Below are 23,616 nucleotides of genomic sequence, written 5' to 3'. Positions count from 1 at the left end.
ATGAGCATCGGCGCCATAATCCGTCCGGCTACCCTGTTTATCGCCGGCATCCTCGGGGGCGGCGGTGTGGCGCTGGCCGCAGCAGCGACTCATGGCGGCGACACGCATTTCCTCGGCGCGGCCTCCACCATGAGCCTTGCCCACGCCCCTGCCCTCCTGGCGCTTTATGCCGGCTATGACCGTATCCGCACCGCACCGATTGCGGCTGTCTTGCTAGGATTGGGGACACTGATCTTCGCCGGTGATCTCATCAACAGGCATTTCGGCGGCAGCTCGCTGTTTCCGATGGCCGCTCCGACGGGCGGAATGGGCATGATCGCCGGCTGGGCGGCGATAGCGCTCGGCGCTTTCTTCAGAACCGGTGCGACCAAGGCCTGAAAGAAGCTATTTTACCGAGGTAGGTGACGCTGTCTCAAATCCCCGGAACGACAGCGAAGCCTTCGAATTGCGGCGGCCCCCAATAGAGGCGCTTGTTATCGGCCGCATTGCGGTGCGCCATGCGAAAATGCTCGGATTTCGTCCAGTTGATGAAAGCTTCTTCGCTGTGCCAGGTCGTGTGCGAGGAAAATAGCGTATAGCCCTCCTCCAAGCTCGATTTCCCGCGCAGGAGACGGAACTCGAGAAAACCAGGCACTTCCGATAGGCGAGAATCGCGGCCTCTCCAGACCTCTTCGAATTCGCCCTCCAAACCGATGACGACCTTGAAGCGGTTCATGGCGATGTACATGGCAACCTCGTTCGACGATCAGACCTTCTTGCGATGGGCAACAGTCTTATCTACGGCAGGCGCAAAGGCAACGACATTTGCGCCATTGCGGCTTGCTTCATCGAGCGGCTGCTCCGGCACGTCTCCCGGCTGCCGCGTCCTCCAGGCCGGAAATGTCGCGACATTGGCGGCGCGCCGTTGTTCCTCGCTGCGACGCATCAGCAATTCATAAAGTTCGGGCACCAACCCGTCGCCGTTCTGTGCGGCCAGCTTATGCAGGCCGATCAGCATAAACCCGTCAGGGCCGTTATCGATCATCTTGATGCGTCTCGTTCTTTCATGGTCTGCAACGCCCGCTCGAGGCTGGATTTGCTACCGTTGCGCAAGGGAATGAAGGCCTTGCCAAACTTCTTACAGCCCGTCTTCACCCGCAGGCAGGCATCATGGCTGATGCAATCGATCGGGCAGAACACACAGTCGACCGACGGCAGCACGGTATCGATACGCGAGACCGCCTCGCGCAGGCCGCCATCATGGTGGATCAGTTCGGCACCGAAATTGCTGGCGATCTGGCGAAGATGCGCCACCTGGCAATCACGGCCGCCCACATAGAGGAAGCTGCGCCCATCGAGAGTGGATTTCCCGGAAACCTGCGCCGTTGTCTGCGTCTCACGGCTCTCACGGCCAGAATCCCTCTTCCCCTTACGCGCCATACATCACCCGTTTGCTGGTTGCTCTTCCACGCTCGATTCCACCAAGCGTGAGGCGACCTTAGTAAACATGAGTTTTGGAGTAAAGTATAAAGTTGATGATTTTTATCATATTTTAAGGCACTTGGCGGATGTTCGGGATTTGCCCCTTCCAGAACCGGTAAACGGCATCTGGTTACACCTAACCGACAGGCCCAGGACCTATCGTCCCGTCACTTGCACTTCTTGCGTGAAAGACCAACTCGGCTTGCCCCATTCCGAAGGCAACGGCGGGAACGGTGCCGCCCGGCGGATACCGCTGGTAACTGCTTCGTCCAACTCCGGGAAGCCCGAGCTCCGCGCGATTGACAGGGAGGTCAGATCACCGCTCGAACCAATCGTGAGGCGGATACGCACAGTAATGCCGGGCTCGTACTTGGATGAGAGGCGCACAGCTCGCCGGATGCGCGATTGCACCTTACCAGGATAATTGGCAACAGCTGCACTACCCGCACCGGTCCGACGAGCATTTACCTGTGAATTGGTATCGGACTGCGCTGCCTCGGTACCATCGACAGACCCGCGCTTGGAATCCTGCTCGCTCTCGCCGCGCGATCCCGACTTCACCTTCGCGACCTTTGCGGCAGGCTTCTTCACTTCCTTTGGTCGTTCAACTGGCTTCGGCTTCTCCACCGGCGTCACAACCTCCGGCGGAGGCTCTGTCGGCTGAACTTCGGCAACCTGGCTATCAACAGGCTGCACCGGTTCGACGGGCTGGATGACCGTCGTCTCGGCCGGTACCTGCGTCGCCAAAATCTGCGGCTGCTCGGGTGCGACTGCCATAGGCTGGGCCTGCTCCACGGGCTCAACGGGCTCGGCTGCTTGCGCCTGTTGCGTTTCCTCTGTCTGCGGCTGAACAACGTCAGGCTGCGGCGGCTGCGCCTCCTCGGACCTCACCTCCGTCGGCTGCACCATCTGCGGCTGTACGGCCTCGGCGGTCACTTGCTCCGGCTCCGTCTGCGGGTTTTCCTCGCCAGTAGCCATCTGATCGGCATCGGAATTGCCGATCATGATGACGCTGACGGTATCGCCCGCCTCCTCCTGCGCGTCCTCGGGCGTGGCGACGAAGGTAAAAAGCAGCACGACAATGATAACGGCATGAAACAGGCAGGATCCTACGCCGGAGAAGACCAGCGACGTCTTGCGCCCGGCAACTGTTTCTCGCGTCCTCTCAGGCAGCGCGTCGATCGGCAGATGCTCCGCCATCTCAACCGGGGCAGCCTCGCTCGGATGCTCCGGATAGGAACTGATCTGCGTAAAACGGCTGTAATGCGCCACGGCTTCGGCAGCCGGCGGTCGCGGCACGCCTTCGAGGCCCGCCAATTCATGGCCGGGCAGCACGCTCGGATAGTTGTCATTCATGCCGCCATCCGCGCGGCGTGCTATGGAAACTTTCGCCGAGCGCATCGCCATGGCTTCAGCCTTCGAAAGGAACAGATGTCTGCGAGCGCGTGATTAGAGCGGCCTTGCATTCGCCGGCCGCCGGACCATCACAGACCGGCGTGTCATTGATGATGATGCGGGAGACCGTTTCGCACTTGACGCCCGGCATGTCGAATTGCCGCACTCGCTTCTTGCCGAGCGGCAGGTCGCGGAAATCAAGCACGGTAACCCGGTCGACGGCATTCTTGTCGTTGAAGAAAGCGAGTTCGAAGGAGATCTTGTTGATCGGGGTTGCCATGTCGTTTTCGGCAACAAAGGTCATCATGCATCCCTTCTGCGAGGGAGCCAGCGCATTCAACTCGACATTAAGCTTATGAGACGCCGTTGGAGCAGGCGCCGCCGCTGTCGCATCCTGGGCGAAAGCAGGAGCGGAAGATGCCGCGGCGAACACACCCGCAGCAGCGAGCGCCAAGATGGTTTTCGTCAGCATCGACATCTCTCCTGAATATGTTTGACGCGTGTCCGCTCGGCCAACGGCCCTAGCGTGTAGCGTCGAAATTTTTAAACTTGACTTTAGCAGTCTCCTATTGCGTCTTTATGAAACCATGAGTATGAGAGTCAAGATAAATTTGGCCGCACGACGGTTCGGCCCCCGATGAATTTTCAGGCAAAACTAAACAGGATGATTGCTGAGAAGACCCCTACGCCGCCGGTGCAGTGCACGGCCGCACCGCAGGTAAGAATTGTCGAGAGCACGGATATTTTCCGGGGCCAGACCGAAATCATGATCAAGCACGAGGGCGTCATCTACCGCATGAAGATTACGCGCCAAGGCAAGCTGATACTCAACAAATAGGCATGACAGATGAATAAGACGACTCGCCCGACCCCTGCCGAAATTCGCGCTTTCCGCGCCGAGAACCCGAAGATGCGCGAGCGCGACATCGCTGCCCGCCTCGAGATTTCCGAAGCGGCGCTCGTGGCCGCCGAGGTCGGCATTTCGGCCATCCGCATCGATGCCAGCGTCGATCGCTTCCTGGAGCGGATCGCCTCGCTCGGCGAAATCATGGCGCTGTCGCGCAACGAAAGTGCCGTGCATGAGAAGATCGGCGTCTATGAGAACATGAAGTTCGGGGCTCAGGCGGCGATCGTGCTTGGCGAGAACATCGACCTTCGTATCTTCCCGAAGCGCTGGGTGCATGGCTTTGCCGTGACCAAGACCGATGGCGATCAGAAGAGGCTGAGCCTGCAATTCTTCGACAAGGCCGGCGACGCCGTCCACAAAGTGCATCTGCGGCCAGAATCGAATGTCGAGGCCTATCACGCCATGGTCGCCGAGCTGCGTATCGAAGACCAGTCACAGGAATTTATCGAAGACCTCTCCGGCTATGACAATGGCGCAACCGATGGTGACGTCAGCCGCGACGAGCTGCGCGACCATTGGAGCCGCATGACCGATACGCACGAATTCTTCGGCATGCTGAAGAAGCTGAAAATCGGCCGCCAGGACGCGATCCGCACCGTCGGCGACGATTATGCATGGAAGCTTGACGCTGGCGCGGTCGCCGAAATGATGCACGCCTGCGTGCGCGAGGGCCTGCCGATCATGTGCTTCGTCGCCAATGAAGGAACGGTGCAGATCCACTCCGGCCCGATCTACAACGTGCAGACCATGGGTCCCTGGATCAATGTCATGGACCCGACCTTCCATCTGCACCTGCGGCTGGATCACATCGCCGAGGCATGGGTCGTGCGCAAGCCGACCAAGGACGGCCATGTCACCTCGCTCGAAGCCTATAACGCCAGGGGCGAGATGATTATCCAGTTCTTCGGCAAGCGGAAAGAAGGCTTCGATGAGCGCCCCGATTGGCGCGCCATCATCGAAAGCCTGACAAGGGCCGGTACCAACGTTGCCGCATGAGGATGGTCATGACGATGTTCAAGAACTTCAAGCGCATCAAGCCGTGGGAAGTCGCTCTGACCGTGATGGTAATGGCCCTACCGCTCGTGCCGGCCAACCCGATCGCGGGCCTTGGCAGTTTCGTGCGCCATGCGCACGCCACCGAAACGGCCAAGACGCCGGATACCTCGCGTCTCGTCTCCATCGGCGGCGATGTGACGGAGATCGTCTATGCGCTCGGCGAGGAAAAGCGGCTCATCGCCCGCGATTCCACCAGCCTTTATCCGAAGGAAGCGACCAAGCTTCCCGATGTCGGCTATATGCGCGCGCTGTCGCCGGAAGGCATTCTGGCCGTCAATCCGACCGCCATCATTGCCGTCGAAGGCTCCGGCCCGCCGGAAGCACTGGCCGTGTTGCGCAATGCCAGCCTGCCCTTCGAGACCGTGCCGCAACACTACGATCGCGACGGCATTCTGAAGAAGATCGAAGTCGTCGGCGCGCTGCTTGGCGTGCCGGACAAGGCCAAGGCCCTGGAAGCCAAGGTCGCCGCCGATCTCGATGCGGCCATCAATGATTCAGCCAGGCGCCCGGAGGCCGAGCGTAAGCGCGTCCTTTTCGTGCTCAGCAACCAGAACGGTAAGATCATGGCCTCAGGCACCAATACGGCCGCCGACGGCATCATCAAGCTTACCGGCGCCACCAACGCGATCAGCGGCTTCTCCGGCTACAAATCGGTGACGGATGAAGCCATCATCGAAGCCAAGCCGGACGTGATCCTGATCATGGATCGCGAAGGGCCGCTGTCGATGTCGAACGAAGACCTCCTGAAGCAGCCGGCCATTTCGCTGACGCCGGCCGCGAGCCACAAGGCGATCGTGCGCATGGACGGCCTGCACCTCCTCGGCTTCGGACCACGCACGGCCAGCGCCATTCGCGAGCTGAACGCGGCGATCTACGGAGGCTGACGTGGCATTCAACGATGCCATGGCCGGACTGAAGCAGATGTCGCAAAACCCGGCACGCCGACGCGAGGGAGATCGCAGCACGCTTGCAATCTTCGTTGTCGCCAGCCTCTTGGTGATTTCGGCAGCCGCCTTTCTGTTTTCGATCACGACAGGCGCATCGAATGCTTCGGTCATCGATGTCGTAACGGGCATACTGACCGGCAGCACGGAAAGCACGCTTAGCATCCGCGACCGCATCGTCATTTTCGAGATCCGCCTGCCCCGCGCGGTCCTCGGCTTCCTGATCGGCGGCGGGCTGGCGGTTTCGGGTGCTGTCATGCAGGGCCTTTTCCGCAATCCGCTGGCCGATCCCGGCCTGATCGGCGTATCTGCCGGTTCCAGCCTCGGTGCGGTTGCCATGATCGTCCTCGGCGGCGGCGTGCTTGCCCCGGTTGCGCATATCCTCGGCGTCTTCGCTCTTCCCATCGCCGCCTTCATCAGCGGTCTGGCAACGACGATATTGCTTTATAAAGTCGCAACCCGGTACGGGCAGACCTCCATCGCGACCATGCTGCTGGCCGGCATCGCGCTCGGTTCGCTGGCGCTGGCGGCAACGGGAATCCTCATCTACATGGCCGACGACCGGCAGTTGCGCGACCTGACCTTCTGGAGCATGGGATCGCTGGCGGGCTCGACCTGGAGCAAGGTCGCAGGTGCCGGCCCGATCATCGTCCTTTCGCTTCTGCCCCTTCCCTTCATGGCGCGCGGGCTGAATGCGCTGACGCTCGGCGAGGCGGCCGCTTTCCACATGGGGATATCGGTGCAGCGGCTGAAGAGTATCGCCATCGTCAGCGTCGCTGCGGCGGTCGGCGCCTCCGTCGCTGTCAGTGGCGGCATCGGCTTTGTCGGCATCGTCGTCCCGCATATCCTGCGCATGGTCATCGGCCCTGACCATCGTTTCCTGCTGCCGGCCTCGGCACTGCTGGGCGGCTCGTTGCTGGTCGCTGCCGATGTGGTCGCCCGCACCATCGTTTCTCCGGCCGAGCTGCCGATCGGCATTCTGACGGCTGGTGTTGGCGGTCCCTTCTTCCTGTGGATGCTGCTCAGGCAGCGCTCGCGCCTCAATCTGTGAGTTCGCGATGATCGATGTCTCCAATCTGAGCGTCCGGCTTGCCGGCAAACCGATCGTGCAGGATATATCCTTCACGGCCGAGGCCGGCACGCTGACCGCCATTTGCGGGCCGAACGGCTCCGGCAAAACCACGACGATGAAAGCCATCTCAGGCGAGCTCGCCTATAGCGGCGACATCCATATGAACGGTGTTGAAATCAAGGCCCTGGAGCCATGGCAGCTTGCTGAAATGCGCGGCGTCCTGCCCCAAGCAAGCTCGATATCCTTCCCCTTCACCGTCCGCGAGATCGTGCGCATGGGCCTGACCAGCGGCCGCAATAGCCATCCTGAGCAAGCCGATCGTATCGCGACGGAGGCGCTTGCCGCCGTCGATCTCGACGGCTTCGAAGGCCGCTTCTATCAGGAGCTTTCCGGCGGCGAACAGCAGCGTGTCCAGCTCGCGCGCGTGCTCTGCCAGATTTCCGAGCCCGTCATTGATGGCAAGCCTTGCTGGCTGCTGCTCGACGAACCTGTTTCCAGCCTCGACATCAGCCATCAGCTCACCATCATGACGCTTGCACGGCAATTCTGCCGGCGTGGCGGCGGCGTCATCGCCGTCATGCACGATCTCAACCTGACCGCGCTTTTTGCCGACCGGATGGTCCTGCTCAAGAACGGTCGGCTGCAGGCCACGGGATCGATCAAGAACGTGTTGACGGACCAGCACCTGCAGCAAGTCTTCGGCTGCAACCTGCGCGTCAACCGCGTTCCCTCCGACGGTGCTCCCTTCGTTCTCGCCCACAGCGCACTGGCCGACTGACGCCCGCACATCCGGAACTTTTTGTTGCATCCGCGCGTTGAGATGACGCGGTCGGAATCGATGTTCCGAGCGTGGAATGTTCTGGTGTGTCGGAAAATTCCGATCATCACGAAAACAGGTGCCTCCAGGGGCGCCCTAATTGAAAGGGAGCTGAACATGGCCACATCCTTCCTCCATTCGACGCGCGGCAAGCGCAATGGCAGCAGCCTGCATGATGTCGAAGCAACCATCGAAGAACAGATCGACTCGCTGCGCGAAGAAGTTGCGGCCTTTGCCAAGCTGATCGGCGAGAATGGCGCAAAGCAAAGCAAGAAATGGCGCGCAAATGCCGAGTCGGGACTTGATGATCTCGCGGTCCGCGGTGAAGAATTGCTGCACGATTTGCAGCGCGGCTATGCAAGGGGCTCGCGTGAAGTTCGCAGAACCGTACGCCAGCATCCCGTCGCCACCATCGGCGCGGCTGCCGCCTTCGGCCTTGCCGTCGCCCTGCTTTTGTCTCGCCGCTAGGGTGGCGGGATGATCGCTCCGATCCTCGGCCTACTTCTGTCAGGCACGTTCAACCGTACCGTTGCGCGGACCAAGCGCAACGGTATTTTCATTGCCATTGCCGTCCTCCTGCTGCTGACGGCCTATGCCTTCGCCCTGATCGCGGCTGCCATCTGGCTTGCGACGATCTACGGTGCTGCGGTTTCGGCGCTGCTGATAGCGGCAGGCGCGCTCTTGCTTGGCCTGATCGTGCTCGTCATCATGGCAATCATCGACAAGCAGGAACAGCGCAGAGTCCGCGAACGCCGACTGGCAATGGAATCGATGGCAGCCGCTGTCGTCGGCCTCGTACGCAAGCAGCCGCTGATGACCGCCGCCGTTGCTGCTGCCCTCCTCCTCGGCAACCTGTTTTCATCGAGCGACGAAGACGATTGAGCCGCCGGGCGCGTGACGCACGGAAGCGCCGCGACTGAAAAGAGAGAAGCTGCACGGATTGTTAAATGAAAAGCCCGGTCGGAGTGAACTGACCCCCGAAAGTTGGACACAACCTTCAGGGGTCAGTTCAGAGGACCGGGCTTTTGTCAGAAGGCGAATGCCTTGGAAGTCAGCGGCGCCGATGTGGCGTCCGGGCCGAAATCGGCCTCACCGGAAATATCCAACAATTCCTGCAGCCGCTGGCGCGCGCGGTTGACACGGCTCTTGATGGTGCCGACTGCGCAGCCGCAAATCTCGGCCGCCTCCTCATAGGAAAATCCGGATGCGCCCACCAGGATGATGGCTTCGCGCTGATCGGGCGGCAGCTGGTCCAATGCCTTGCGGAAGTCCTGCAGGTCGACGGCGCCATATTGCGAGGGATGTGTCGCCATCGATTCGGTGAATACGCCGTCGCTGTCCTGCACTTCACGGCCGCTCTTGCGCATCTGGCTGTAGAGTTCGTTGCGCAGGATGGTGAAGAGCCAGGCCTTCATATTGGTGCCCATCTCGAAATGGTCCTGCTTCGCCCAGGCCTTCATGATCGTATCTTGAACGAGATCGTCGGCTCGATCGTGGCGGCCGGTCAGAGAAATGGCAAAGGCTCGGAGACTCGGGAGGGCGGCGAGAAGTTCGCGCTTGAAGCTCGTTTGCGTTTCCATGGCGCCACCTCCTATTCGGAGACCTTTGCGGAAGCCAAGCGTTCGGCTTGATCGAGCTTCTCCAAGAGATCCAGGAAGCGATCAGGAATGGCTTCGTCCTGCATGGCGGCATAGAACGAACGGAGCCGGTTGCCGATCTGATTGTTGGGGTCGAGGATATCCATCGCACGCAGGTCCGATGCCTTCTTGTCTGCGTCCTCATGATTCTGGATGGTCATTTGGCCTGCTCGCTTCTCAATTGTCTCGCGTTCATGGATAAGGCGCGCCCTTGCCTCCCCGTTTGGGAGAGCGGTTGACCTCATTCAAAACAGTTGCCTAACGAATCGTAAAGGTTGAGGTCGTCCGATTGTAAGCATTGTAATGCGACTGCCTAAAAAAAGTTCCGACAAAGAGGAACTTTTTTACTCAACTGACGTTTGTTAGTCATTGCGGCCTCTGGGCTGTATTTAATTAGAATTTGATAAAGGCGGGAGCCATTGATGACACTTTCCACACGCATTGCGCCGCATCTTCCGTATTTGCGGCGTTATTCACGTGCTTTGACCGGAACACAGACGTCGGGGGACGCCTATGTTGCTGCGGTTTTGGAAGCCATCATCGCCGACATATCCATCTTTCCGGACACCGACAGCGACCGCGTCGCACTCTATAAACTGTTCACGAAGCTGTTCGGTTCCGTGACACTTCAGATTCCTGAACCGGCCTCACCTTTCGCCTGGGAACAGCGCGCATCCGTAAACCTTTCCAAGGTCTCGCCACTTGCGCGTCAGGCTTTCCTGCTCGCATCTGTCGAAAGTTTCCGCCTCGGCGAGATCGCCGATATTCTCGATGTCTCTGAAAGCGATGCCATGCACCTGCTCGATACCGCCTCCCAGGAAATCTCGCGCCAGGTGGCAACGGATATCATGATCATCGAGGATGAGCCGCTGATCGCAATGGACATCGAGCAGATGGTGGAGAGCCTCGGACACCGCGTCACCGGCATTGCCCGCACCCACGCCGAAGCCGTCGCTCTTTATAATGCGACGAAGCCGAGCATGGTGCTTGCCGACATCCAGCTCGCCGACGGTAGTTCGGGCATCGATGCAGTCAACGATATCCTCAAGACCGCCAGCATCCCGGTCATCTTCATCACCGCCTTCCCCGAGCGGCTGCTGACCGGCGAGCGGCCGGAGCCGACCTTCCTCGTGACCAAGCCTTTCAATCCAGACATGGTGAAGGCCCTCATCAGCCAGGCACTCTTCTTTAACGAAACCACAAAGGTGGCCGCCTGATCCAAGTGAAAACCCCATGGCGGAACAAAGACCATAACCGGGCGTTTGGGTTCGAAACGGCCGGTTTACCGACTGTTATCCGGGGCGATTCTATAGGTCGGTTCAAGTTGTTACGAGTGAGAATGCCCTATCGGCGGGGTTCTCGAAATGCGTGTGAAAGGCAAGCCGGTGAATACGTCTGAACCATTACCCGGCGCGCCTTTGAGCTTGGAAGGCAAAGCCGCTCTGATGGAGCGGGCGCTTGCGAGCGCCAGTGTGTCCATCCTGTTCCAGGATGTAAATCTTTCGATCCGTTATGCCGACAATCTGCCGGACCATCTGCAGTCGTCTGTCGTCATGGGCGGCAATGACTCGCATCTCTTTGGAGAAAAGGATGGCGAGCACCTCTTGCGTTTGAAACGGGGCGTGCTCGAAAGCGGCAAGCCAGCAACCGCCGAGGTTGAGATCGCCAGCGGCGACGGCGCACGGATCTACGAGCTGAAAATGGAACGCATCGGCGGGCGCAAGCCGCAAGGCGTGCTGTCTGTCATCTCCGAAATCACCGAGAGCCGCCACCGCGAAAAAGTGCTGAAGTCACTGCTGCGCGAACTGTCGCATCGCTCCAAGAACCTGCTCGCCATCATTCAGGGTATCGCCACGCAGACCGCCCGCCACACGCTTTCCGTCGACAATTTCCTCATCAAATTCCGCGGCCGTCTGCAATCCCTGTCGAATTCGCAGGATCTCATCACGGATTCCAGCTGGCGCGGTGCATATTTGTTCGAACTGGCGGAAAAGCAGTTCGCCCCCTATTGGCCCGATGCAGGCGTGCCCATGCCGATCTACGGCATCAACGCACATCTGACGCCCAATGCCGCCGTGCACCTGGGGCTTGCTCTGCACGAGCTCATCGTCAATTCCGCCTCGCATGGCGCCATCTCGACCGGCGCCACCAGCATCACGTTGAATTGCAAGGAAGCCGAGCTCGACGGCAAGAAGGCGATTGAGGTCGCCTGGTCTGAGCGTTTCTACGCGCCCGCTGACCATGAATTCGAGGACAATAGCTTCAGCCGCACGGTGCTTGAACGCGTCGTGCCGACGTCCATGAATGGCCGCGCAGACTTCGCCATTGACGACGGCAGCATCGGCTATCGGCTCACCATTCCCGAAACTGAATATGAAATCCTAAGACGCCGCTAGCGGCCGGCGGGAGCACAATAAAACAGCCAGTGCGAGGGCGGCGCACTGGCTGCTTTGCACTCATCGGGAGGGGACCGTGAGTAGAGTCCTGAGACGTATTGGGCGTGCATCAGGAGATGCGATCATCATCAGGACATCGACATAACGATGCTGCAAAGCCTTGGTTCCACCCAGATCCAAAAAAATTCATCAACTTTTTACATTTCAGCACAGCCTCTGACATGGCGTCCCTCCAATCGCAGACAGGCGCTCGCAGTCATTGTCGTGCCTCAAATCTTTTCGAACCGCGTGCGGAAAAGAAGAAAAACTATTTAAATCATATCTTTAAGATAAAAGCTCCAGTGATCGAAAACGTTCTCGTTCTCCCACAGGAAGGCGTATCGAGGCACGCTTTGCGATCAAAATTTTACCGTTTGATAAATTTTTTAAGCTGAGTTACCGTTCCAGTACTAGCCGTTTACTATAAGAGGGAACTTCAATGGGACGACTGGAAACTGGGATTCATAAAGGCAGGCTCACGCCCGCCGAATATGATGCAAACTTTTCCGATCTTCACCCGCGCCTCACCAAGCATGAGGCGCTGGTCGCATCCGACCGCTGCTATTTCTGCTACGACGCGCCGTGCATGACGGCCTGTCCCACCTCCATCGACATTCCGATGTTCATCCGCCAGATCTCCACGGGCAATCCCATCGGCTCGGCGAAAACGATCTTCGATCAGAACATCCTCGGCGGCATGTGCGCCCGCGTCTGTCCCACCGAACAGCTCTGTGAGCAGGCTTGCGTGCGCAATACTGCCGAGGAGCGCCCGGTCGAGATTGGCCGTCTGCAGCGCTATGCAACCGATACGGCGATGGCTGAGAACAAGCAGTTCTATACGCGCGCCGAATCCACCGGCAAGAAGATCGCCGTCATCGGCGCCGGTCCGGCCGGTCTTGCCTGCGCACACCGTCTTGCGGTCAAGGGTCATGACGTTACCATCTTCGATGCCCGCGAGAAGGCCGGCGGCCTGAATGAATATGGCATCGCAACCTATAAGGCCGTCGACGACTTCGCGCAAAAGGAAGTCGACTATGTGCTCGCCATCGGCGGTATCGAGGTGAAGAACGGCCAGGCGCTCGGCCGCGATTTCAGCCTTTCCGACCTCTCTCAGCAATATGACGCCGTCTTCCTCGGCCTCGGCCTTGCCGGCGTCAACGCGCTGCGCGCCGAAGGCGAGGATCTCGAGGGCGTCGCTGATGCCGTCGCCTACATCGCCGAACTGCGCCAGGCTGGTAACAAGGCCGATATCGCCATCGGCCGTCGCGTCGTCGTTCTCGGCGGTGGCATGACCGCGATCGACGCAGCCGTGCAGGCAAAACTGCTCGGCGCCGAAGAGGTGACGATCTGCTATCGCCGCGGCAAGGAACACATGAACGCCTCGGAATTCGAGCAGGATCTGGCCGCCTCCAAGGGCGTCATCATCCGCCATTGGCTCGCGCCGAAGCGCATCCTTGACAAGGACGGCAAGGTCGCTGGCATCGAGGTCGAATATACGGAACTGCGTGACGGCAAGCTCGTTGGCACCGGCGATGTCGGCGTCATTGCCGCCGACCAGATCTTCAAGGCGATCGGCCAGACGTTCGAAGCCTCAGGCCTCGGCGCGCTGCGCATGGAATCCGGCCGTATCGCCATCGATGGCGAAGGCCGGACCTCGATCGAAGGCGTATGGGCCGGCGGCGACTGCGTGCTTGGCGGCGATGACCTGACGGTTTCGGCCGTGGCACAGGGTCGCGATGCGGCCGAATCCATCAACCGTGCGCTCGCTGCCGCCACGCCGGCCGCTGCAGTCGCCTGAAAGGAGAACCGACATGGCTGATCTCCGCAATAATTTCGTTGGCATCAAGTCTCCGAACCCGTTCTGGCTGGCCTCCGCGCCGCCGACCGACAAGGCCTATAACGTCGAGCGCGCCTTCAAGGCGGGCTGGGGCGGCGTCGTCTGGAAGACGCTCGGCGAGGAAGGACCGCCAGTCGTCAACGTCAACGGCCCGCGCTACGGCGCGATCTGGGGCGCCGACCGACGTCTGCTCGGTCTCAACAACATCGAACTGATCACCGACCGCGACCTCTATACCAACCTGCGCGAAATGAAGCAGGTGAAGAAGAACTGGCCGGATCGCGCGTTGATCGCCTCGATCATGGTCCCCTGCGTCGAGGATGCCTGGAAGGCGATCCTGCCGCTGGTCGAGGAAACGGAAGCCGACGGCATCGAACTCAACTTCGGCTGTCCCCACGGCATGTCCGAGCGCGGCATGGGTTCCGCGGTCGGACAAGTGCCGGAATATATCGAAATGGTCGTGCGCTGGTGCAAGCAGTACACGCGCATGCCCGTCATCACCAAGCTGACGCCCAATATCACCGATATCCGCAAACCTGCCCGCTCCGCCAAGGCCGGCGGCACCGATGCCGTGTCGCTGATCAATACGATCAACTCGATCGTCTCGGTGGATCTCGACAATTTCGCTCCGAACCCGACTGTCGGCGGCAAGGGCAGCCATGGCGGCTATTGCGGCCCCGCGGTGAAGCCGATCGCGCTCAACATGGTGGCCGAGATCGCCCGCGATCCGGAAACCTATGGCCTGCCGATATCGGGCATAGGCGGCATCACCACCTGGCGCGATGCAGCGGAATTCCTCGCGCTCGGCGCCGGTAACGTGCAGGTCTGCACCGCCGCGATGACCTATGGGTTCAAGATCGTCGAAGAGATGATCACCGGCTTGTCCGACTGGATGGACGAGAAAGGACACCGCACGCTGGATGATATCATCGCCCGCGCCGTGCCGAACGTCTCCGACTGGCAATATCTCAACCTCAACTATATCGCCAAGGCGAAAATCGACCAGGATGCCTGCATCAAGTGCGGCCGCTGTCACATCGCCTGCGAGGACACCTCGCATCAGGCGATCACCAACATGGTCGATGGCGTCAGGCGCTTCGAGGTGATGGAAGAGGAATGCGTCGGCTGCAATCTCTGCGTCAATGTCTGCCCGGTCGAGAACTGCATCACCATGGAAGAACTGCCGGCCGGCAGCCTCGACAAGCGCACCGGCAAGGTCGTCGACCCGAACTACGCCAACTGGACGACCCATCCGAACAATCCGATGGCGCGTCAGGCGGCGGAATAACGGTAAAGTCCGCAAGCATTCAAAAGGCGGACGCAGCAGTTTGCTGCGGTCGCCTATTATTTTAGGCGCAATCCTCCGAAGGATCCAGCCGCGGCTCAGCCCTGACGAATCCGAAGCCCGTCGACGAAAAGCTGTTCCAGATAGCGGGCAGCATCCTCGAAACGTCCCTCGCCAGAATGCTCGTCGCCAAGCACCGCGCGCACTTGTACGTCGAAATCCGCATAATGCTGTGTGGTCGACCAGATCGAAAAGATCAGGTGATAGGGATCGCATTTGGCGATCTTGCCGGCTTTTGCCCATGCGCGAATGACCTCGGCCTTCTCGTCCACGAGCGCCTTCAGCGGCCCACGCAGCTCGTCCTCAACATGCGGCGCGCCCTGCAGCATTTCATTGGCAAAAAGCCGGCTTTCGCGCGGGAAATCGCGCGCCATTTCGAGCTTGCGACGGATATAGGAGCGGATCTCGCTTTCGGGGTTGCCATTGGCATCGAAGGCGCGCAGCGGCTCCAGCCAGGTAAACAGCACCCGGTCGATCAAGGCCCGATGCATCGCCTCCTTGGTGCGGAAATAGTAGAGCAGATTGGGCTTCGACATGCCCGCTACTTCGGCGATCTGGTCGATGGTCGAGCCCCGGAAACCGCTGACGGAAAATACGTCCAGCGCGGCCTCCAATATGATCTCCTCTTTCTCTTCCTGGATACGGGTGCGGCGCTGCGTCCTGGCGGCTCTGGGGATGGCCATATCTGCTCTGTTTCTCCTTGAAATCCAAGCCTTTCGGCCGTTCCCTCATTCACCCTGTCGATGCATCGAATCTGGCAATCGCCTGAAATTTTATCGGAATTTTTCGTGCTTTTCGTCTTGAGCCGCGCCACGGAAGTTGTAATGTTTACCAATCGGTCAAATTATCTGTCAGATGTCTCCTAAAGGCAACTGGCGATTTCCGGGCAAGAAAAACAAGACGGCGCTCCGGAATTTGAAATAAGACCAACGGGAACAATTTCGGGCATGCGCCTTGCGTGCCCCAGGACAAACAGGTGAGGATTGCATCATGGTGGCAGCGCCAGGAGAAAACATGCGTATCAATGGCGATCGCCTTTGGGATACGCTGATGGACATGGCGAAAATCGGCCCCGGCATTGCCGGCGGCAACAATCGCCAAACGCTGACCGATGCCGACGCCGAAGGACGCAGCCTTTTCAAGACCTGGTGCGACAAGGCCGGCCTGACCGTCGGCGTCGACAAGATGGGTACGATGTTCGCGACCCGCGCCGGCACCGATCCAGATGCGCTGCCCGTCTATGTCGGCTCGCATCTCGATACCCAGCCGACCGGCGGCAAGTATGACGGCGTGCTCGGCGTGCTTGCCGCGCTGGAGGTTGTGCGCACGATGAATGACCTCGGCATCAAGACCAAACATCCCATCGTGGTCACCAACTGGGCCAACGAGGAAGGCGCGCGTTTCGCGCCCGCCATGCTCGCCTCCGGCGTCTTTGCCGGCGTGCACACACTTGATTATGCCTATGGCCGCAAGGATCCCGACGGCAAGACCTATGGCGAGGAGCTGAAGCGCATCGGCTGGCTCGGCGATGAAGAAGTCGGTGCTCGCAGGATGCATGCCTATTTCGAATATCATATCGAACAGGGCCCGATCCTGGAGGCCGAAAACAAGACGATCGGCGTCGTCACGCACTGTCAGGGCCTTTGGTGGCTGGAATTCACGCTGACCGGCAAGGAAGCGCATACAGGCTCGACGCCGATGGCCATGCGCGTCAATGCCGGCCTTGCCATGTCGCGGATCATCGAGATGGTGCAGAGCGTCGCCATGGAAAACCAGCCGGGGGCCGTCGGCGGTGTCGGCCAGGTTTTCTTCTCGCCGAATTCGCGCAATGTCCTGCCTGGCAAGGTGGTCTTCACCGTCGACATCCGCACGCCGGACAAGGAAAAGCTCGATCGCATGCGCACCAAGATCGAAACCGAAGGCAAGAAGATAGCCGATGCCCTCGGCGTCGGCTGCTCTGTCGAAGCCATCGGCCATTTCGAGCCGGTCACCTTCGATCCCAAGCTCGTGACTTCCGTGCGTAACGCGGCTGAGAAACTCGGCTACAGCCACATGAACATCATCTCCGGCGCCGGTCACGATGCCTGCTGGGCCGCCAAGGTTGCCCCCGCCACCATGGTCATGTGCCCCTGCGTCGGCGGCCTCTCCCACAATGAGGCCGAAGAAATCTCCAAGGAATGGGCGACCGCCGGCGCGGATGTGCTGTTCCACGCAGTCGTTGAGACGGCGGAGATCGTGGCTTGATCATGGCTCACGCCCGGCCATCCCCCTCATCCGCCCTTCGGGCACCTTCTCCCCGAGGGGAGAAGGGGGAATTCGCTGCAGCTTTCGGTTTCAGATTCGCGACTTTGGCTGAAAAGCTGTTGTCTAATCGGCAAGGTGCAACAGAAATTCTCTTCTCCCTTCGGGGAGAAGGTGACCGAGGGGTGGATGAGGGGGCACTACCGATGCCGGACAACAATGACATCACCAAACGCCGCCCCGGCAAAACCCAGCAGGCCCGCCGTCTTCGAAAAACCAACACCGAGGAAGAATATCGCCTCTGGAGCGATCTGCGTGACCGCCGACTGAATGGACATAAATTTGCAAGGCAGATTCCACTCGGTCCCTATGTAGTTGATTTCCTCTGTCGCGATAAATCGCTGATCGTCGAAATCGATGGCTTCCAACATGCCGCTTCTCCGTCTGATGTGATCCGCACGCGTTGGCTCAATACACATGGCTACTCGGTGTTGAGATTCTGGAATCATGAGATCACCAGCGAGCGCCTGGCGGTTTTGGAAACAGTTCTCGCTGCTCTCGAGGGACGGATCTTCGAAAGAGACGACGTTCTGCGCTTCTATCCTGCGATCCAGCTGACGGAGCGTGGCGGTAAATGATGTATTCGAATCATACCCCCTCATCCGTCCTTCAGGCCCCTTCTCCCCGAAGGGAGAAGGGGCTTCCCTCCGTTGCGTCATCTTTCTCAACAAACCGCGGACACAATCATAAATTGTGTTGCACCAAAGGCTCGCCACACCTCTCCTTCTCCCCTCGGGGAGAAGGTGACCCGAAGGGTCGGATGAGGGGGCGCCACGGATGCCAGACTCTTAAAAACAGGGAACAGACACCATGAGCACAGTCATCAAGGGTGGAACCATCGTCACGGCCGATCTGACCTATAAGGCGGATGTGAAGATCGAAGGCGGTAAGATCGTCGAAATCGGGCCGAATCTCTCGGGTAATGAAGTGCTGGATGCATCCGGCTGTTATGTCATGCCTGGCGGCATCGACCCGCACACGCATCTCGAAATGCCGTTCATGGGCACTTATTCCTCTGACGATTTCGAGAGCGGTACCCGCGCTGCCCTTGCCGGCGGCACGACGATGGTGGTGGATTTTGCGCTCCCCTCGCCCGGCCAGTCGCTGCTCGAAGCGCTGACCATGTGGGACAACAAGTCCACCCGCGCGACCTGCGACTATTCCTTCCACATGGCGATCACCTGGTGGGGCGAACAGGTCTTCAACGAGATGGAAACCGTCGTCCGCGAGAAGGGCATCAACACATTCAAGCATTTCATGGCCTATAAGGGCGCGCTTATGGTGGATGACGACGAGATGTTCTCTTCCTTCCAGCGCTGCGCCGAGCTTGGCGCTTTGCCGCTCGTCCACGCCGAAAACGGCGATGTGGTCGCGCAGATGCAGGCAAAGCTGCTGGCCGAAGGCAATAACGGCCCGGAAGCGCATGCCTATTCCCGCCCGGCGGAAGTCGAAGGCGAGGCAACGAACCGCGCCATCATGATCGCCGATATGGCGGGCTCGCCCGTCTATATCGTCCATACCTCCTGCGAACAGGCGCATGAAGCCATCCGCCGCGCCCGCCAGAAGGGCATGCGCGTCTATGGCGAACCGCTGATCCAGCACCTGACACTCGACGAAAGCGAATATGCCAATGCAGATTGGGACCATGCCGCCCGCCGTGTCATGTCACCCCCCTTCCGCAACAAGCAGCATCAGGATAGCCTCTGGGCCGGTCTCGCCTCCGGCTCTCTGCAGGTGGTCGCGACCGACCACTGCGCCTTTACGACCGAGCAGAAGCGCTTCGGCCTCAACGACTTCACAAAGATCCCGAACGGAACCGGCGGCCTTGAGGATCGTATGCCCATGCTCTGGACCTACGGCGTCAACACCGGCCGGCTGACGATGAACGAGTTCGTTGCGGTCACGTCGTCCAACATCGCCAAGATCCTCAACGTCTATCCGAAGAAGGGCGCGATCCTTGTGGGCGCCGATGCCGATATCGTCGTCTGGGACCCGAAGCGCTCGAAAACCATCACCGCCAAGACGCAGCAGTCGGCGATCGATTACAACGTCTTCGAGGGCAAGGAAGTGACCGGCCTGCCGCGCTATACGCTGACGCGCGGCATCGTCGCCATCGAGGAAGGCACGGTCAAGACCCGAGAAGGCCACGGCGAGTTCGTCAAGCGCGAGCCCTTCACCGCCGTCAACCGGGCACTTTCCACCTGGAAAGAAGTCACCGCGCCGCGCAAAGTGCAGCGCAGCGGCATCCCCGCAAGCGGGGTATGACGCTTGGGCACGGCGCTTCGGCTCATCGGCCATCTAGAGCAATTCCAGGAAAAGTGCGTAGCAGTTTTCCGTCCGGAATTGTGTAAAAACAAAAAGATAGAGCATTTTCGCGATTCGAAGAAAAGCGAGACGGCTCTAGCACGGCACATACCGTTCCAGATCCGGCAGCAGGACGACGCTTTCCTGCTCGTTCGGATCGGTGCGGGCGATGACCGCTGTCGCCGGCCGGTCGCTCAAGTTCGCGGGAAGATGCGGGACGCCGGCCGGAATATAGAACATCTCGCCCTCCCGCACGATGACATGCTCTTCCAGCTGGTCGCCGAACCAGCAATGCGTCTCTCCGGAAATCGCGTAGATCGCCGTCTCATGCGAGGCGTGAAGATGCGCCTTGGCGCGGGCACCCGGCGGGATGGTCAGAAGATGCATGCAAATCCCCGTCGAGCCCACTGTCTCGGCGGCAATCCCTTCAAAATAATTGAGACCCTGTTTTCCGGCATAGGTACTGCCGGGCCGCACGACACGGCAGGTGGGCTTCGATGAGACACTCACGGCATTGCTCCCCTCTGTTCAGCAGCCCCAAGGCCTTCTCGCCTCTCCGGACTGCGGCAATGCCAAACAGGATAACACGCAATCCGCCTCAAACATGCGGCGAAAACAGGACTGGTAGGTGTTAATGACGTCATCCGCTTCCTCCGTCGTCTCTGCGCGGAATCTCTGTCTCACCTACAATACAAATGACGGGCCGGTGCATGCGCTGAGCAATGTCGATCTCGATGTTCGTAAGGGCGATTTCGTCTCCTTCATCGGCCCTTCGGGCTGCGGCAAGACCACCTTCCTGCGTGTCATCGCCGACCTCGAGCGTAAGACATCGGGCGATATCAGCGTCAACGGCATGTCGCCGGAAGATGCCCGAAAAAATCGCGCCTATGGCTATGTCTTCCAGGCCGCAGCCCTTTATCCCTGGCGGACGATCGAGAAGAATATCGCCCTGCCGCTCGAAATCATGGGCTATGACAAGCAAGAGCAGGCCAAGCGCATCGCCCGGACGCTGGAACTCGTCAATCTCAACGGCTTCGAACACAAGTTTCCCTGGCAGCTGTCCGGCGGCATGCAGCAACGCGCCTCCATTGCCCGCGCCTTGGCTTTCGATGCCGATCTGCTGCTGATGGACGAGCCCTTCGGCGCACTGGACGAAATCGTTCGCGACCACCTCAACGAACAGCTTCTGAAACTCTGGAAACAGACGAACAAGACCATCTGCTTCGTAACCCACTCCATCCCGGAAGCAGTCTATCTCTCGACGAAGATCGTCGTCATGTCACCGCGTCCGGGCCGCGTCACCGATATCATCGAATCGACGCTACCGACGGAGCGGCCGCTCGACATTCGCGAGACGCCGGAATTCCTGGAAATCGCCCACCGCGTCCGGGAAGGGCTGAGAGCAGGGCATAGCTATGAGGAATAGGATGATGGACGGCTCCGTCGCGCGACGGCCCCTCACCGTACCGAGCCCAAGGCAATCGCATAAAGGAGCAGGTCGGTGCGGTCTTTACCTTCTCCCCTCGGGGAGAAGGTGGCCCGAAGGGTCGGATGAGGGGGTTAACCGCTTCAAAGCCATCGGCTTCCGCTTTCTTGGCAAGCCCCCTCATCCGCCTGGCGGCACCTTCTCCCCGAGGGGAGAAGGAGGTGCGCCGAAGCAGCCTCATTCTCATGCAATTGCCGTACTGTCGGAGCCGGGAAAACAACGCCGCTCCGCAATCGGAGGAATATCATGAACCCGCAATTCCTCCTCTGGCTTGTCGGCGCGATGGCGATCTTTATCGGCGGTGCCACAGCTTCGCGTGCCTATATCGCCAACAACAACATGTTGGTCTTGATCCTGTCGCTCGCGCTCTATTGTATCGGCAATCTGATGATGGTGCGGTTGATGCGCGAGGGCGGACTTGGCCTGGCGATCTCCGCTTCCTCCATCGCGCAGCTCGTCGTCGTCAATGTCATCGCCTTCATCGTCTTCGGCGAACGGCTGAGCCTGCAGCAACTTGCCGGCGTGGGTCTTGGCATCATCGCCATGATCCTCATGCTGCTTCCCGCGCAAGGAAGGGCATGAGCATGGAAAAGGAACAGTTCTTCAAGCACAAGTTCCTGCCGGTCACGACGATCATCCTGGCGATTGTCCTGCTCTGGTATGTCTTCGCCGTCATTCTCAATGCGCCATTCCAGCGCGATCTCGACCGGCGCGGCAACGTAACACCGACGATGGTAGAATTCATCGGCAAGACGCTGTCGCAGCCGAAACCGACCCTGCCCGCGCCGCACCAGGTAGCGCAGAATGTCTTTGAAAACACTTTCCTGCGAGTGCCGACAAGCAATCGCAGCCTCGTCTACAACGCTTGGATAACGCTGGCGCCAACAGCAGTCGGCTTTGCCTTTGGCACGATTCTCGGCGTCCTCTTTGCAGTCGGTATCGTCCATCTCGTCGCGCTCGACCGCAGCCTCATGCCGTGGATCATCGCGTCCCAGACGATCCCGATCCTTGCCATCGCACCGACGATCATCGTCGTCTTCAGCGCCCTTGGCATAGACGGGCTGATCCCGAAGGCGCTGATTTCCACCTATCTGTCGTTCTTCCCGGTCACGGTCGGCATGACGAAGGGCCTGCGCTCGCCGGAAATCATGCATCTCGATCTGATGCGCACCTATAATGCCAGCAGCTGGCAGACCTTCTGGAAGCTGCGCGTGCCGGCTTCGGTCCCCTTCCTCTTCACCTCCATGAAGGTCGCGATCGCCGCAAGCCTGGTCGGAACGATTGTCGGCGAGCTGCCGACGGGCGCAGTCGCCGGCATCGGCGCAAAACTGCTCGCAGGCTCCTACTACAGCCAGACAATCGACATATGGGCCGCTCTCGTGGCAGGCTCTGTGCTCGCGGCCGTTCTCGTGGGCATCGTCAGCATTGCGGCGCGCATCGTCGACCGTTCGATGGGAGGCAGAACGGCATGAGATCCTTTCTTTTCTCCTGGCAGGGCATTCTTGCACTTCTTCTCTGTCTTGCAGCCATCCCCGCATTGCCGCTGCTCGCAGCGGATGCCGCGGCACCCGTCAGCAGCGGAACGACCTTCGTCATCTTCATTCTGATTGCTGCGGCGGCCGCCCTCTCCTTCATGCGTCTCTCCGATGAGCTAAGCGCAGCGATCCTCTTCTTCGGCGCACATGCCGCAGCATGGCTGCTGCTTGCCGGAATTTCCGGCAATGAAGGCAAGGCACAGCTATCCTTCTTCATTCTGATTGCCGCTTCATGGCTGCTGGCCTGGCGCTGCGTTTCCGTCCTGTCGTCGATGCGTTCGCACTCGACCGCCGGCAACTATACGCTGCGCCTGCTGATCCCGGCGATCTTTGGCATATGGATACTGATCATCTGGGAAGCCGTCACTCGCGGCGCCGGCGTTTCCCTGGTCCTTCTGCCGCCGCCAAGCGCCATCGGCGCCAGGATCGCCAATTCGATTCCGACATTGTGGATCGATGTCCGCCAGACGATCCTCACCGCCGTCCTGATCGGCTATATCATCGGCTGCGCCAGCGGCTTCATCGTCGCCATTCTTGCTGACCGCTTCGCCTTCCTGCGGCGCGGCCTGCTGCCGATCGGCAATTTCGTCTCGGCCCTGCCGATCATCGGCGTCGCACCGATCATGGTCATGTGGTTCGGCTTCGATTGGCAGTCGAAAGCCGCCGTCGTCGTCATCATGACCTTCTTCCCGATGCTGGTGAATACGGTGACAGGCCTTGCCGCCGCCGGCAATATGGAACGCGACCTGATGCGCACCTACGCATCGAGCTACTGGCAGACGCTCTTCAAGCTGCGCCTGCCGGCTGCCGCCCCCTTTATTTTCAATGCGCTGAAGATCAACTCGACCCTGGCGATGATTGGTGCCATCGTGGCGGAGTTCTTCGGTACGCCCATGTCGGGCATGGGCTTCCGCATCTCAACCGAAAATGGCCGGTTGAACCTCGATATGGTCTGGGCTGAGATCGCGGTTGCCGCGATTGCCGGCTCGGTCTTCTACGGTATCGTCGCCATCATCGAACGAATGGTGACGTTCTGGCATCCGTCTATCCGTGGTGGGCAGACGTAATCCAGGATCCCCTCCAA

The 23,616-nt window shown here is 59.8% G+C and carries 27 protein-coding genes and 1 pseudogene; 19 read left to right on the top strand and 9 right to left on the bottom strand.

The features are described 5' to 3' along the window. A complete protein-coding gene (locus FBZ97_RS02460; RefSeq protein WP_113351720.1) occupies positions 1-378 on the top strand; it encodes a DUF423 domain-containing protein in 378 nt (125 codons plus the stop codon). Positions 379-412: 34 nt separating this feature from the next. Here the strand turns inward: FBZ97_RS02460 and FBZ97_RS02455 are convergent, their stop codons facing one another. From FBZ97_RS02455 to FBZ97_RS02435, 5 genes are all read right to left on the bottom strand, one after another. Then, the gene (locus FBZ97_RS02455) at positions 413-727 is read right to left on the bottom strand and encodes an antibiotic biosynthesis monooxygenase (RefSeq protein ID WP_113395443.1); all 315 of its coding nucleotides are present in this window, start codon (positions 725-727) and stop codon (positions 413-415) included. An 18-nt stretch (positions 728-745) separates the two neighbouring features. Continuing rightward, positions 746-1,024: a hypothetical protein gene (locus FBZ97_RS02450; protein ID WP_113420458.1), complete on the bottom strand. Its 279-nt coding sequence runs from the start codon at positions 1,022-1,024 to the stop codon at positions 746-748. Then, the gene (locus tag FBZ97_RS02445; RefSeq protein WP_113330217.1) at positions 1,021-1,419 is read right to left on the bottom strand and encodes a DUF2325 domain-containing protein; all 399 of its coding nucleotides are present in this window, start codon (positions 1,417-1,419) and stop codon (positions 1,021-1,023) included. Before FBZ97_RS02445 ends, FBZ97_RS02450 begins: the two co-directional genes overlap by 4 nt. Before the next feature lie 198 nt (positions 1,420-1,617). Next, positions 1,618-2,817: an energy transducer TonB gene (locus tag FBZ97_RS02440; protein WP_246661685.1), complete on the bottom strand. Its 1,200-nt coding sequence runs from the start codon at positions 2,815-2,817 to the stop codon at positions 1,618-1,620. A gap of 55 nt (positions 2,818-2,872) precedes the next feature. Next, positions 2,873-3,328, bottom strand: a complete 456-nt coding sequence (locus FBZ97_RS02435; RefSeq protein ID WP_113352021.1) for a hypothetical protein — start codon at positions 3,326-3,328, stop codon at positions 2,873-2,875. A gap of 192 nt (positions 3,329-3,520) precedes the next feature. Here FBZ97_RS02435 and FBZ97_RS02430 point away from each other — a divergent pair, with 192 nt between their 5' ends. The 7 genes from FBZ97_RS02430 to FBZ97_RS02400 all read left to right on the top strand — a co-directional run bounded on the left by FBZ97_RS02430 (position 3,521) and on the right by FBZ97_RS02400 (position 8,534). Then, positions 3,521-3,694 carry a hemin uptake protein HemP gene (locus FBZ97_RS02430; protein ID WP_047629363.1) on the top strand — a complete coding sequence of 58 codons (174 nt, stop codon included), beginning with the start codon at positions 3,521-3,523 and terminating at the stop codon, positions 3,692-3,694. Positions 3,695-3,703: 9 nt separating this feature from the next. Further along, positions 3,704-4,759 carry a ChuX/HutX family heme-like substrate-binding protein gene (locus FBZ97_RS02425; protein WP_145316326.1) on the top strand — a complete coding sequence of 352 codons (1,056 nt, stop codon included), beginning with the start codon at positions 3,704-3,706 and terminating at the stop codon, positions 4,757-4,759. An 8-nt stretch (positions 4,760-4,767) separates the two neighbouring features. Then, a complete protein-coding gene (locus FBZ97_RS02420) occupies positions 4,768-5,703 on the top strand; it encodes a hemin ABC transporter substrate-binding protein (protein WP_145316324.1) in 936 nt (311 codons plus the stop codon). Positions 5,704-5,740: 37 nt separating this feature from the next. Next, positions 5,741-6,814: an iron ABC transporter permease gene (locus tag FBZ97_RS02415; RefSeq protein WP_186449460.1), complete on the top strand. Its 1,074-nt coding sequence runs from the start codon at positions 5,741-5,743 to the stop codon at positions 6,812-6,814. A gap of 7 nt (positions 6,815-6,821) precedes the next feature. Beyond that, a complete protein-coding gene (locus FBZ97_RS02410) occupies positions 6,822-7,613 on the top strand; it encodes a heme ABC transporter ATP-binding protein (protein ID WP_145316321.1) in 792 nt (263 codons plus the stop codon). Between the two features lie 156 nt (positions 7,614-7,769). Continuing rightward, on the top strand, positions 7,770-8,120 hold the full coding sequence (locus tag FBZ97_RS02405; protein ID WP_113330223.1) for a DUF883 family protein: 351 nt from the start codon (positions 7,770-7,772) through the stop codon (positions 8,118-8,120). 9 nt (positions 8,121-8,129) lie between these two features. Beyond that, positions 8,130-8,534 (top strand): hypothetical protein, encoded by a 405-nt coding sequence (locus FBZ97_RS02400; protein WP_113330224.1) that lies wholly within the window; start codon positions 8,130-8,132, stop codon positions 8,532-8,534. Between the two features lie 146 nt (positions 8,535-8,680). On the opposite strand, the gene FBZ97_RS02395 is transcribed toward FBZ97_RS02400, so the two are convergent. Further along, entirely contained in the window at positions 8,681-9,232 is a 552-nt protein-coding gene (locus FBZ97_RS02395; RefSeq protein ID WP_004107036.1) for an RNA polymerase sigma factor, read from the bottom strand. Between the two features lie 11 nt (positions 9,233-9,243). Continuing rightward, a complete protein-coding gene (locus FBZ97_RS02390) occupies positions 9,244-9,450 on the bottom strand; it encodes a NepR family anti-sigma factor (protein ID WP_069611679.1) in 207 nt (68 codons plus the stop codon). 261 nt (positions 9,451-9,711) lie between these two features. Between FBZ97_RS02390 and FBZ97_RS02385 the strand changes: the two genes are divergently transcribed. The 4 genes from FBZ97_RS02385 to preA all read left to right on the top strand — a co-directional run bounded on the left by FBZ97_RS02385 (position 9,712) and on the right by preA (position 14,849). Continuing rightward, positions 9,712-10,506: a response regulator gene (locus FBZ97_RS02385; RefSeq protein ID WP_069611680.1), complete on the top strand. Its 795-nt coding sequence runs from the start codon at positions 9,712-9,714 to the stop codon at positions 10,504-10,506. A 147-nt stretch (positions 10,507-10,653) separates the two neighbouring features. Further along, positions 10,654-11,685: a sensor histidine kinase gene (locus FBZ97_RS02380; protein ID WP_113395452.1), complete on the top strand. Its 1,032-nt coding sequence runs from the start codon at positions 10,654-10,656 to the stop codon at positions 11,683-11,685. 478 nt (positions 11,686-12,163) lie between these two features. Further along, positions 12,164-13,522, top strand: coding sequence for an NAD(P)-dependent oxidoreductase (locus tag FBZ97_RS02375; RefSeq protein ID WP_113351715.1), 1,359 nt, complete (start codon positions 12,164-12,166; stop codon positions 13,520-13,522). Positions 13,523-13,535: 13 nt separating this feature from the next. Beyond that, the gene (gene preA / locus FBZ97_RS02370; protein ID WP_145316319.1) at positions 13,536-14,849 is read left to right on the top strand and encodes an NAD-dependent dihydropyrimidine dehydrogenase subunit PreA; all 1,314 of its coding nucleotides are present in this window, start codon (positions 13,536-13,538) and stop codon (positions 14,847-14,849) included. Positions 14,850-14,944: 95 nt separating this feature from the next. Here the strand turns inward: preA and FBZ97_RS02365 are convergent, their stop codons facing one another. After that, positions 14,945-15,589: a TetR family transcriptional regulator C-terminal domain-containing protein gene (locus FBZ97_RS02365; protein WP_113330229.1), complete on the bottom strand. Its 645-nt coding sequence runs from the start codon at positions 15,587-15,589 to the stop codon at positions 14,945-14,947. Positions 15,590-15,896: 307 nt separating this feature from the next. On the opposite strand from FBZ97_RS02365, the gene FBZ97_RS02360 reads away from it, so the two are divergent. The 3 genes and pseudogenes from FBZ97_RS02360 to hydA all read left to right on the top strand — a co-directional run bounded on the left by FBZ97_RS02360 (position 15,897) and on the right by hydA (position 19,472). Continuing rightward, positions 15,897-17,150 carry a Zn-dependent hydrolase gene (locus FBZ97_RS02360; protein ID WP_113389047.1) on the top strand — a complete coding sequence of 418 codons (1,254 nt, stop codon included), beginning with the start codon at positions 15,897-15,899 and terminating at the stop codon, positions 17,148-17,150. Positions 17,151-17,225: 75 nt separating this feature from the next. Beyond that, positions 17,226-17,785: pseudogene (locus FBZ97_RS02355) on the top strand (DUF559 domain-containing protein). Positions 17,786-18,017: 232 nt separating this feature from the next. Then, entirely contained in the window at positions 18,018-19,472 is a 1,455-nt protein-coding gene (gene hydA, locus FBZ97_RS02350; protein WP_145316317.1) for a dihydropyrimidinase, read from the top strand. A 135-nt stretch (positions 19,473-19,607) separates the two neighbouring features. On the opposite strand, the gene FBZ97_RS02345 is transcribed toward hydA, so the two are convergent. Continuing rightward, positions 19,608-20,021 carry a cupin domain-containing protein gene (locus FBZ97_RS02345; protein WP_113330232.1) on the bottom strand — a complete coding sequence of 138 codons (414 nt, stop codon included), beginning with the start codon at positions 20,019-20,021 and terminating at the stop codon, positions 19,608-19,610. Positions 20,022-20,145: 124 nt separating this feature from the next. Here FBZ97_RS02345 and FBZ97_RS02340 point away from each other — a divergent pair, with 124 nt between their 5' ends. The 4 genes from FBZ97_RS02340 (at position 20,146) to FBZ97_RS02325 (ending at position 23,599) form a co-directional block, all read left to right on the top strand. Then, positions 20,146-20,937, top strand: a complete 792-nt coding sequence (locus FBZ97_RS02340) for an ABC transporter ATP-binding protein (RefSeq protein ID WP_113420447.1) — start codon at positions 20,146-20,148, stop codon at positions 20,935-20,937. A gap of 306 nt (positions 20,938-21,243) precedes the next feature. Continuing rightward, positions 21,244-21,579, top strand: a complete 336-nt coding sequence (locus tag FBZ97_RS02335; protein WP_113351598.1) for a hypothetical protein — start codon at positions 21,244-21,246, stop codon at positions 21,577-21,579. A 2-nt stretch (positions 21,580-21,581) separates the two neighbouring features. Next, on the top strand, positions 21,582-22,469 hold the full coding sequence (locus FBZ97_RS02330; RefSeq protein WP_113330235.1) for an ABC transporter permease: 888 nt from the start codon (positions 21,582-21,584) through the stop codon (positions 22,467-22,469). Further along, positions 22,466-23,599, top strand: a complete 1,134-nt coding sequence (locus FBZ97_RS02325) for an ABC transporter permease (protein ID WP_113330236.1) — start codon at positions 22,466-22,468, stop codon at positions 23,597-23,599. The genes FBZ97_RS02330 and FBZ97_RS02325 overlap by 4 nt, the downstream gene beginning before the upstream one ends. Positions 23,600-23,616: the final 17 nt, after the last annotated feature.

This window comes from Rhizobium sp. ERR 942 (assembly GCF_007828395.1).
Lineage (GTDB): Bacteria > Pseudomonadota > Alphaproteobacteria > Rhizobiales > Rhizobiaceae > Rhizobium > Rhizobium dioscoreae.
The sequence above is the reverse complement of the archived record's forward strand: the minus strand, read 5'-3'. Positions and strand labels throughout refer to the sequence as shown.

Coding starts and splice junctions, on each gene's coding strand:
- FBZ97_RS02460 (WP_113351720.1), top strand. CDS start 1: ATGAGCATCGGCGCCATAATCCGTCCGGCTACCCTGTTTATCGCCGGC.
- FBZ97_RS02455 (WP_113395443.1), bottom strand. CDS start 727: ATGTACATCGCCATGAACCGCTTCAAGGTCGTCATCGGTTTGGAGGGC.
- FBZ97_RS02450 (WP_113420458.1), bottom strand. CDS start 1,024: ATGATCGATAACGGCCCTGACGGGTTTATGCTGATCGGCCTGCATAAG.
- FBZ97_RS02445 (WP_113330217.1), bottom strand. CDS start 1,419: ATGGCGCGTAAGGGGAAGAGGGATTCTGGCCGTGAGAGCCGTGAGACG.
- FBZ97_RS02440 (WP_246661685.1), bottom strand. CDS start 2,817: ATGAATGACAACTATCCGAGCGTGCTGCCCGGCCATGAATTGGCGGGC.
- FBZ97_RS02435 (WP_113352021.1), bottom strand. CDS start 3,328: ATGCTGACGAAAACCATCTTGGCGCTCGCTGCTGCGGGTGTGTTCGCC.
- FBZ97_RS02430 (WP_047629363.1), top strand. CDS start 3,521: ATGATTGCTGAGAAGACCCCTACGCCGCCGGTGCAGTGCACGGCCGCA.
- FBZ97_RS02425 (WP_145316326.1), top strand. CDS start 3,704: ATGAATAAGACGACTCGCCCGACCCCTGCCGAAATTCGCGCTTTCCGC.
- FBZ97_RS02420 (WP_145316324.1), top strand. CDS start 4,768: ATGACGATGTTCAAGAACTTCAAGCGCATCAAGCCGTGGGAAGTCGCT.
- FBZ97_RS02415 (WP_186449460.1), top strand. CDS start 5,741: ATGTCGCAAAACCCGGCACGCCGACGCGAGGGAGATCGCAGCACGCTT.
- FBZ97_RS02410 (WP_145316321.1), top strand. CDS start 6,822: ATGATCGATGTCTCCAATCTGAGCGTCCGGCTTGCCGGCAAACCGATC.
- FBZ97_RS02405 (WP_113330223.1), top strand. CDS start 7,770: ATGGCCACATCCTTCCTCCATTCGACGCGCGGCAAGCGCAATGGCAGC.
- FBZ97_RS02400 (WP_113330224.1), top strand. CDS start 8,130: ATGATCGCTCCGATCCTCGGCCTACTTCTGTCAGGCACGTTCAACCGT.
- FBZ97_RS02395 (WP_004107036.1), bottom strand. CDS start 9,232: ATGGAAACGCAAACGAGCTTCAAGCGCGAACTTCTCGCCGCCCTCCCG.
- FBZ97_RS02390 (WP_069611679.1), bottom strand. CDS start 9,450: ATGACCATCCAGAATCATGAGGACGCAGACAAGAAGGCATCGGACCTG.
- FBZ97_RS02385 (WP_069611680.1), top strand. CDS start 9,712: ATGACACTTTCCACACGCATTGCGCCGCATCTTCCGTATTTGCGGCGT.
- FBZ97_RS02380 (WP_113395452.1), top strand. CDS start 10,654: ATGCGTGTGAAAGGCAAGCCGGTGAATACGTCTGAACCATTACCCGGC.
- FBZ97_RS02375 (WP_113351715.1), top strand. CDS start 12,164: ATGGGACGACTGGAAACTGGGATTCATAAAGGCAGGCTCACGCCCGCC.
- preA (WP_145316319.1), top strand. CDS start 13,536: ATGGCTGATCTCCGCAATAATTTCGTTGGCATCAAGTCTCCGAACCCG.
- FBZ97_RS02365 (WP_113330229.1), bottom strand. CDS start 15,589: ATGGCCATCCCCAGAGCCGCCAGGACGCAGCGCCGCACCCGTATCCAG.
- FBZ97_RS02360 (WP_113389047.1), top strand. CDS start 15,897: ATGGTGGCAGCGCCAGGAGAAAACATGCGTATCAATGGCGATCGCCTT.
- hydA (WP_145316317.1), top strand. CDS start 18,018: ATGAGCACAGTCATCAAGGGTGGAACCATCGTCACGGCCGATCTGACC.
- FBZ97_RS02340 (WP_113420447.1), top strand. CDS start 20,146: ATGACGTCATCCGCTTCCTCCGTCGTCTCTGCGCGGAATCTCTGTCTC.
- FBZ97_RS02335 (WP_113351598.1), top strand. CDS start 21,244: ATGAACCCGCAATTCCTCCTCTGGCTTGTCGGCGCGATGGCGATCTTT.
- FBZ97_RS02330 (WP_113330235.1), top strand. CDS start 21,582: ATGGAAAAGGAACAGTTCTTCAAGCACAAGTTCCTGCCGGTCACGACG.
- FBZ97_RS02325 (WP_113330236.1), top strand. CDS start 22,466: ATGAGATCCTTTCTTTTCTCCTGGCAGGGCATTCTTGCACTTCTTCTC.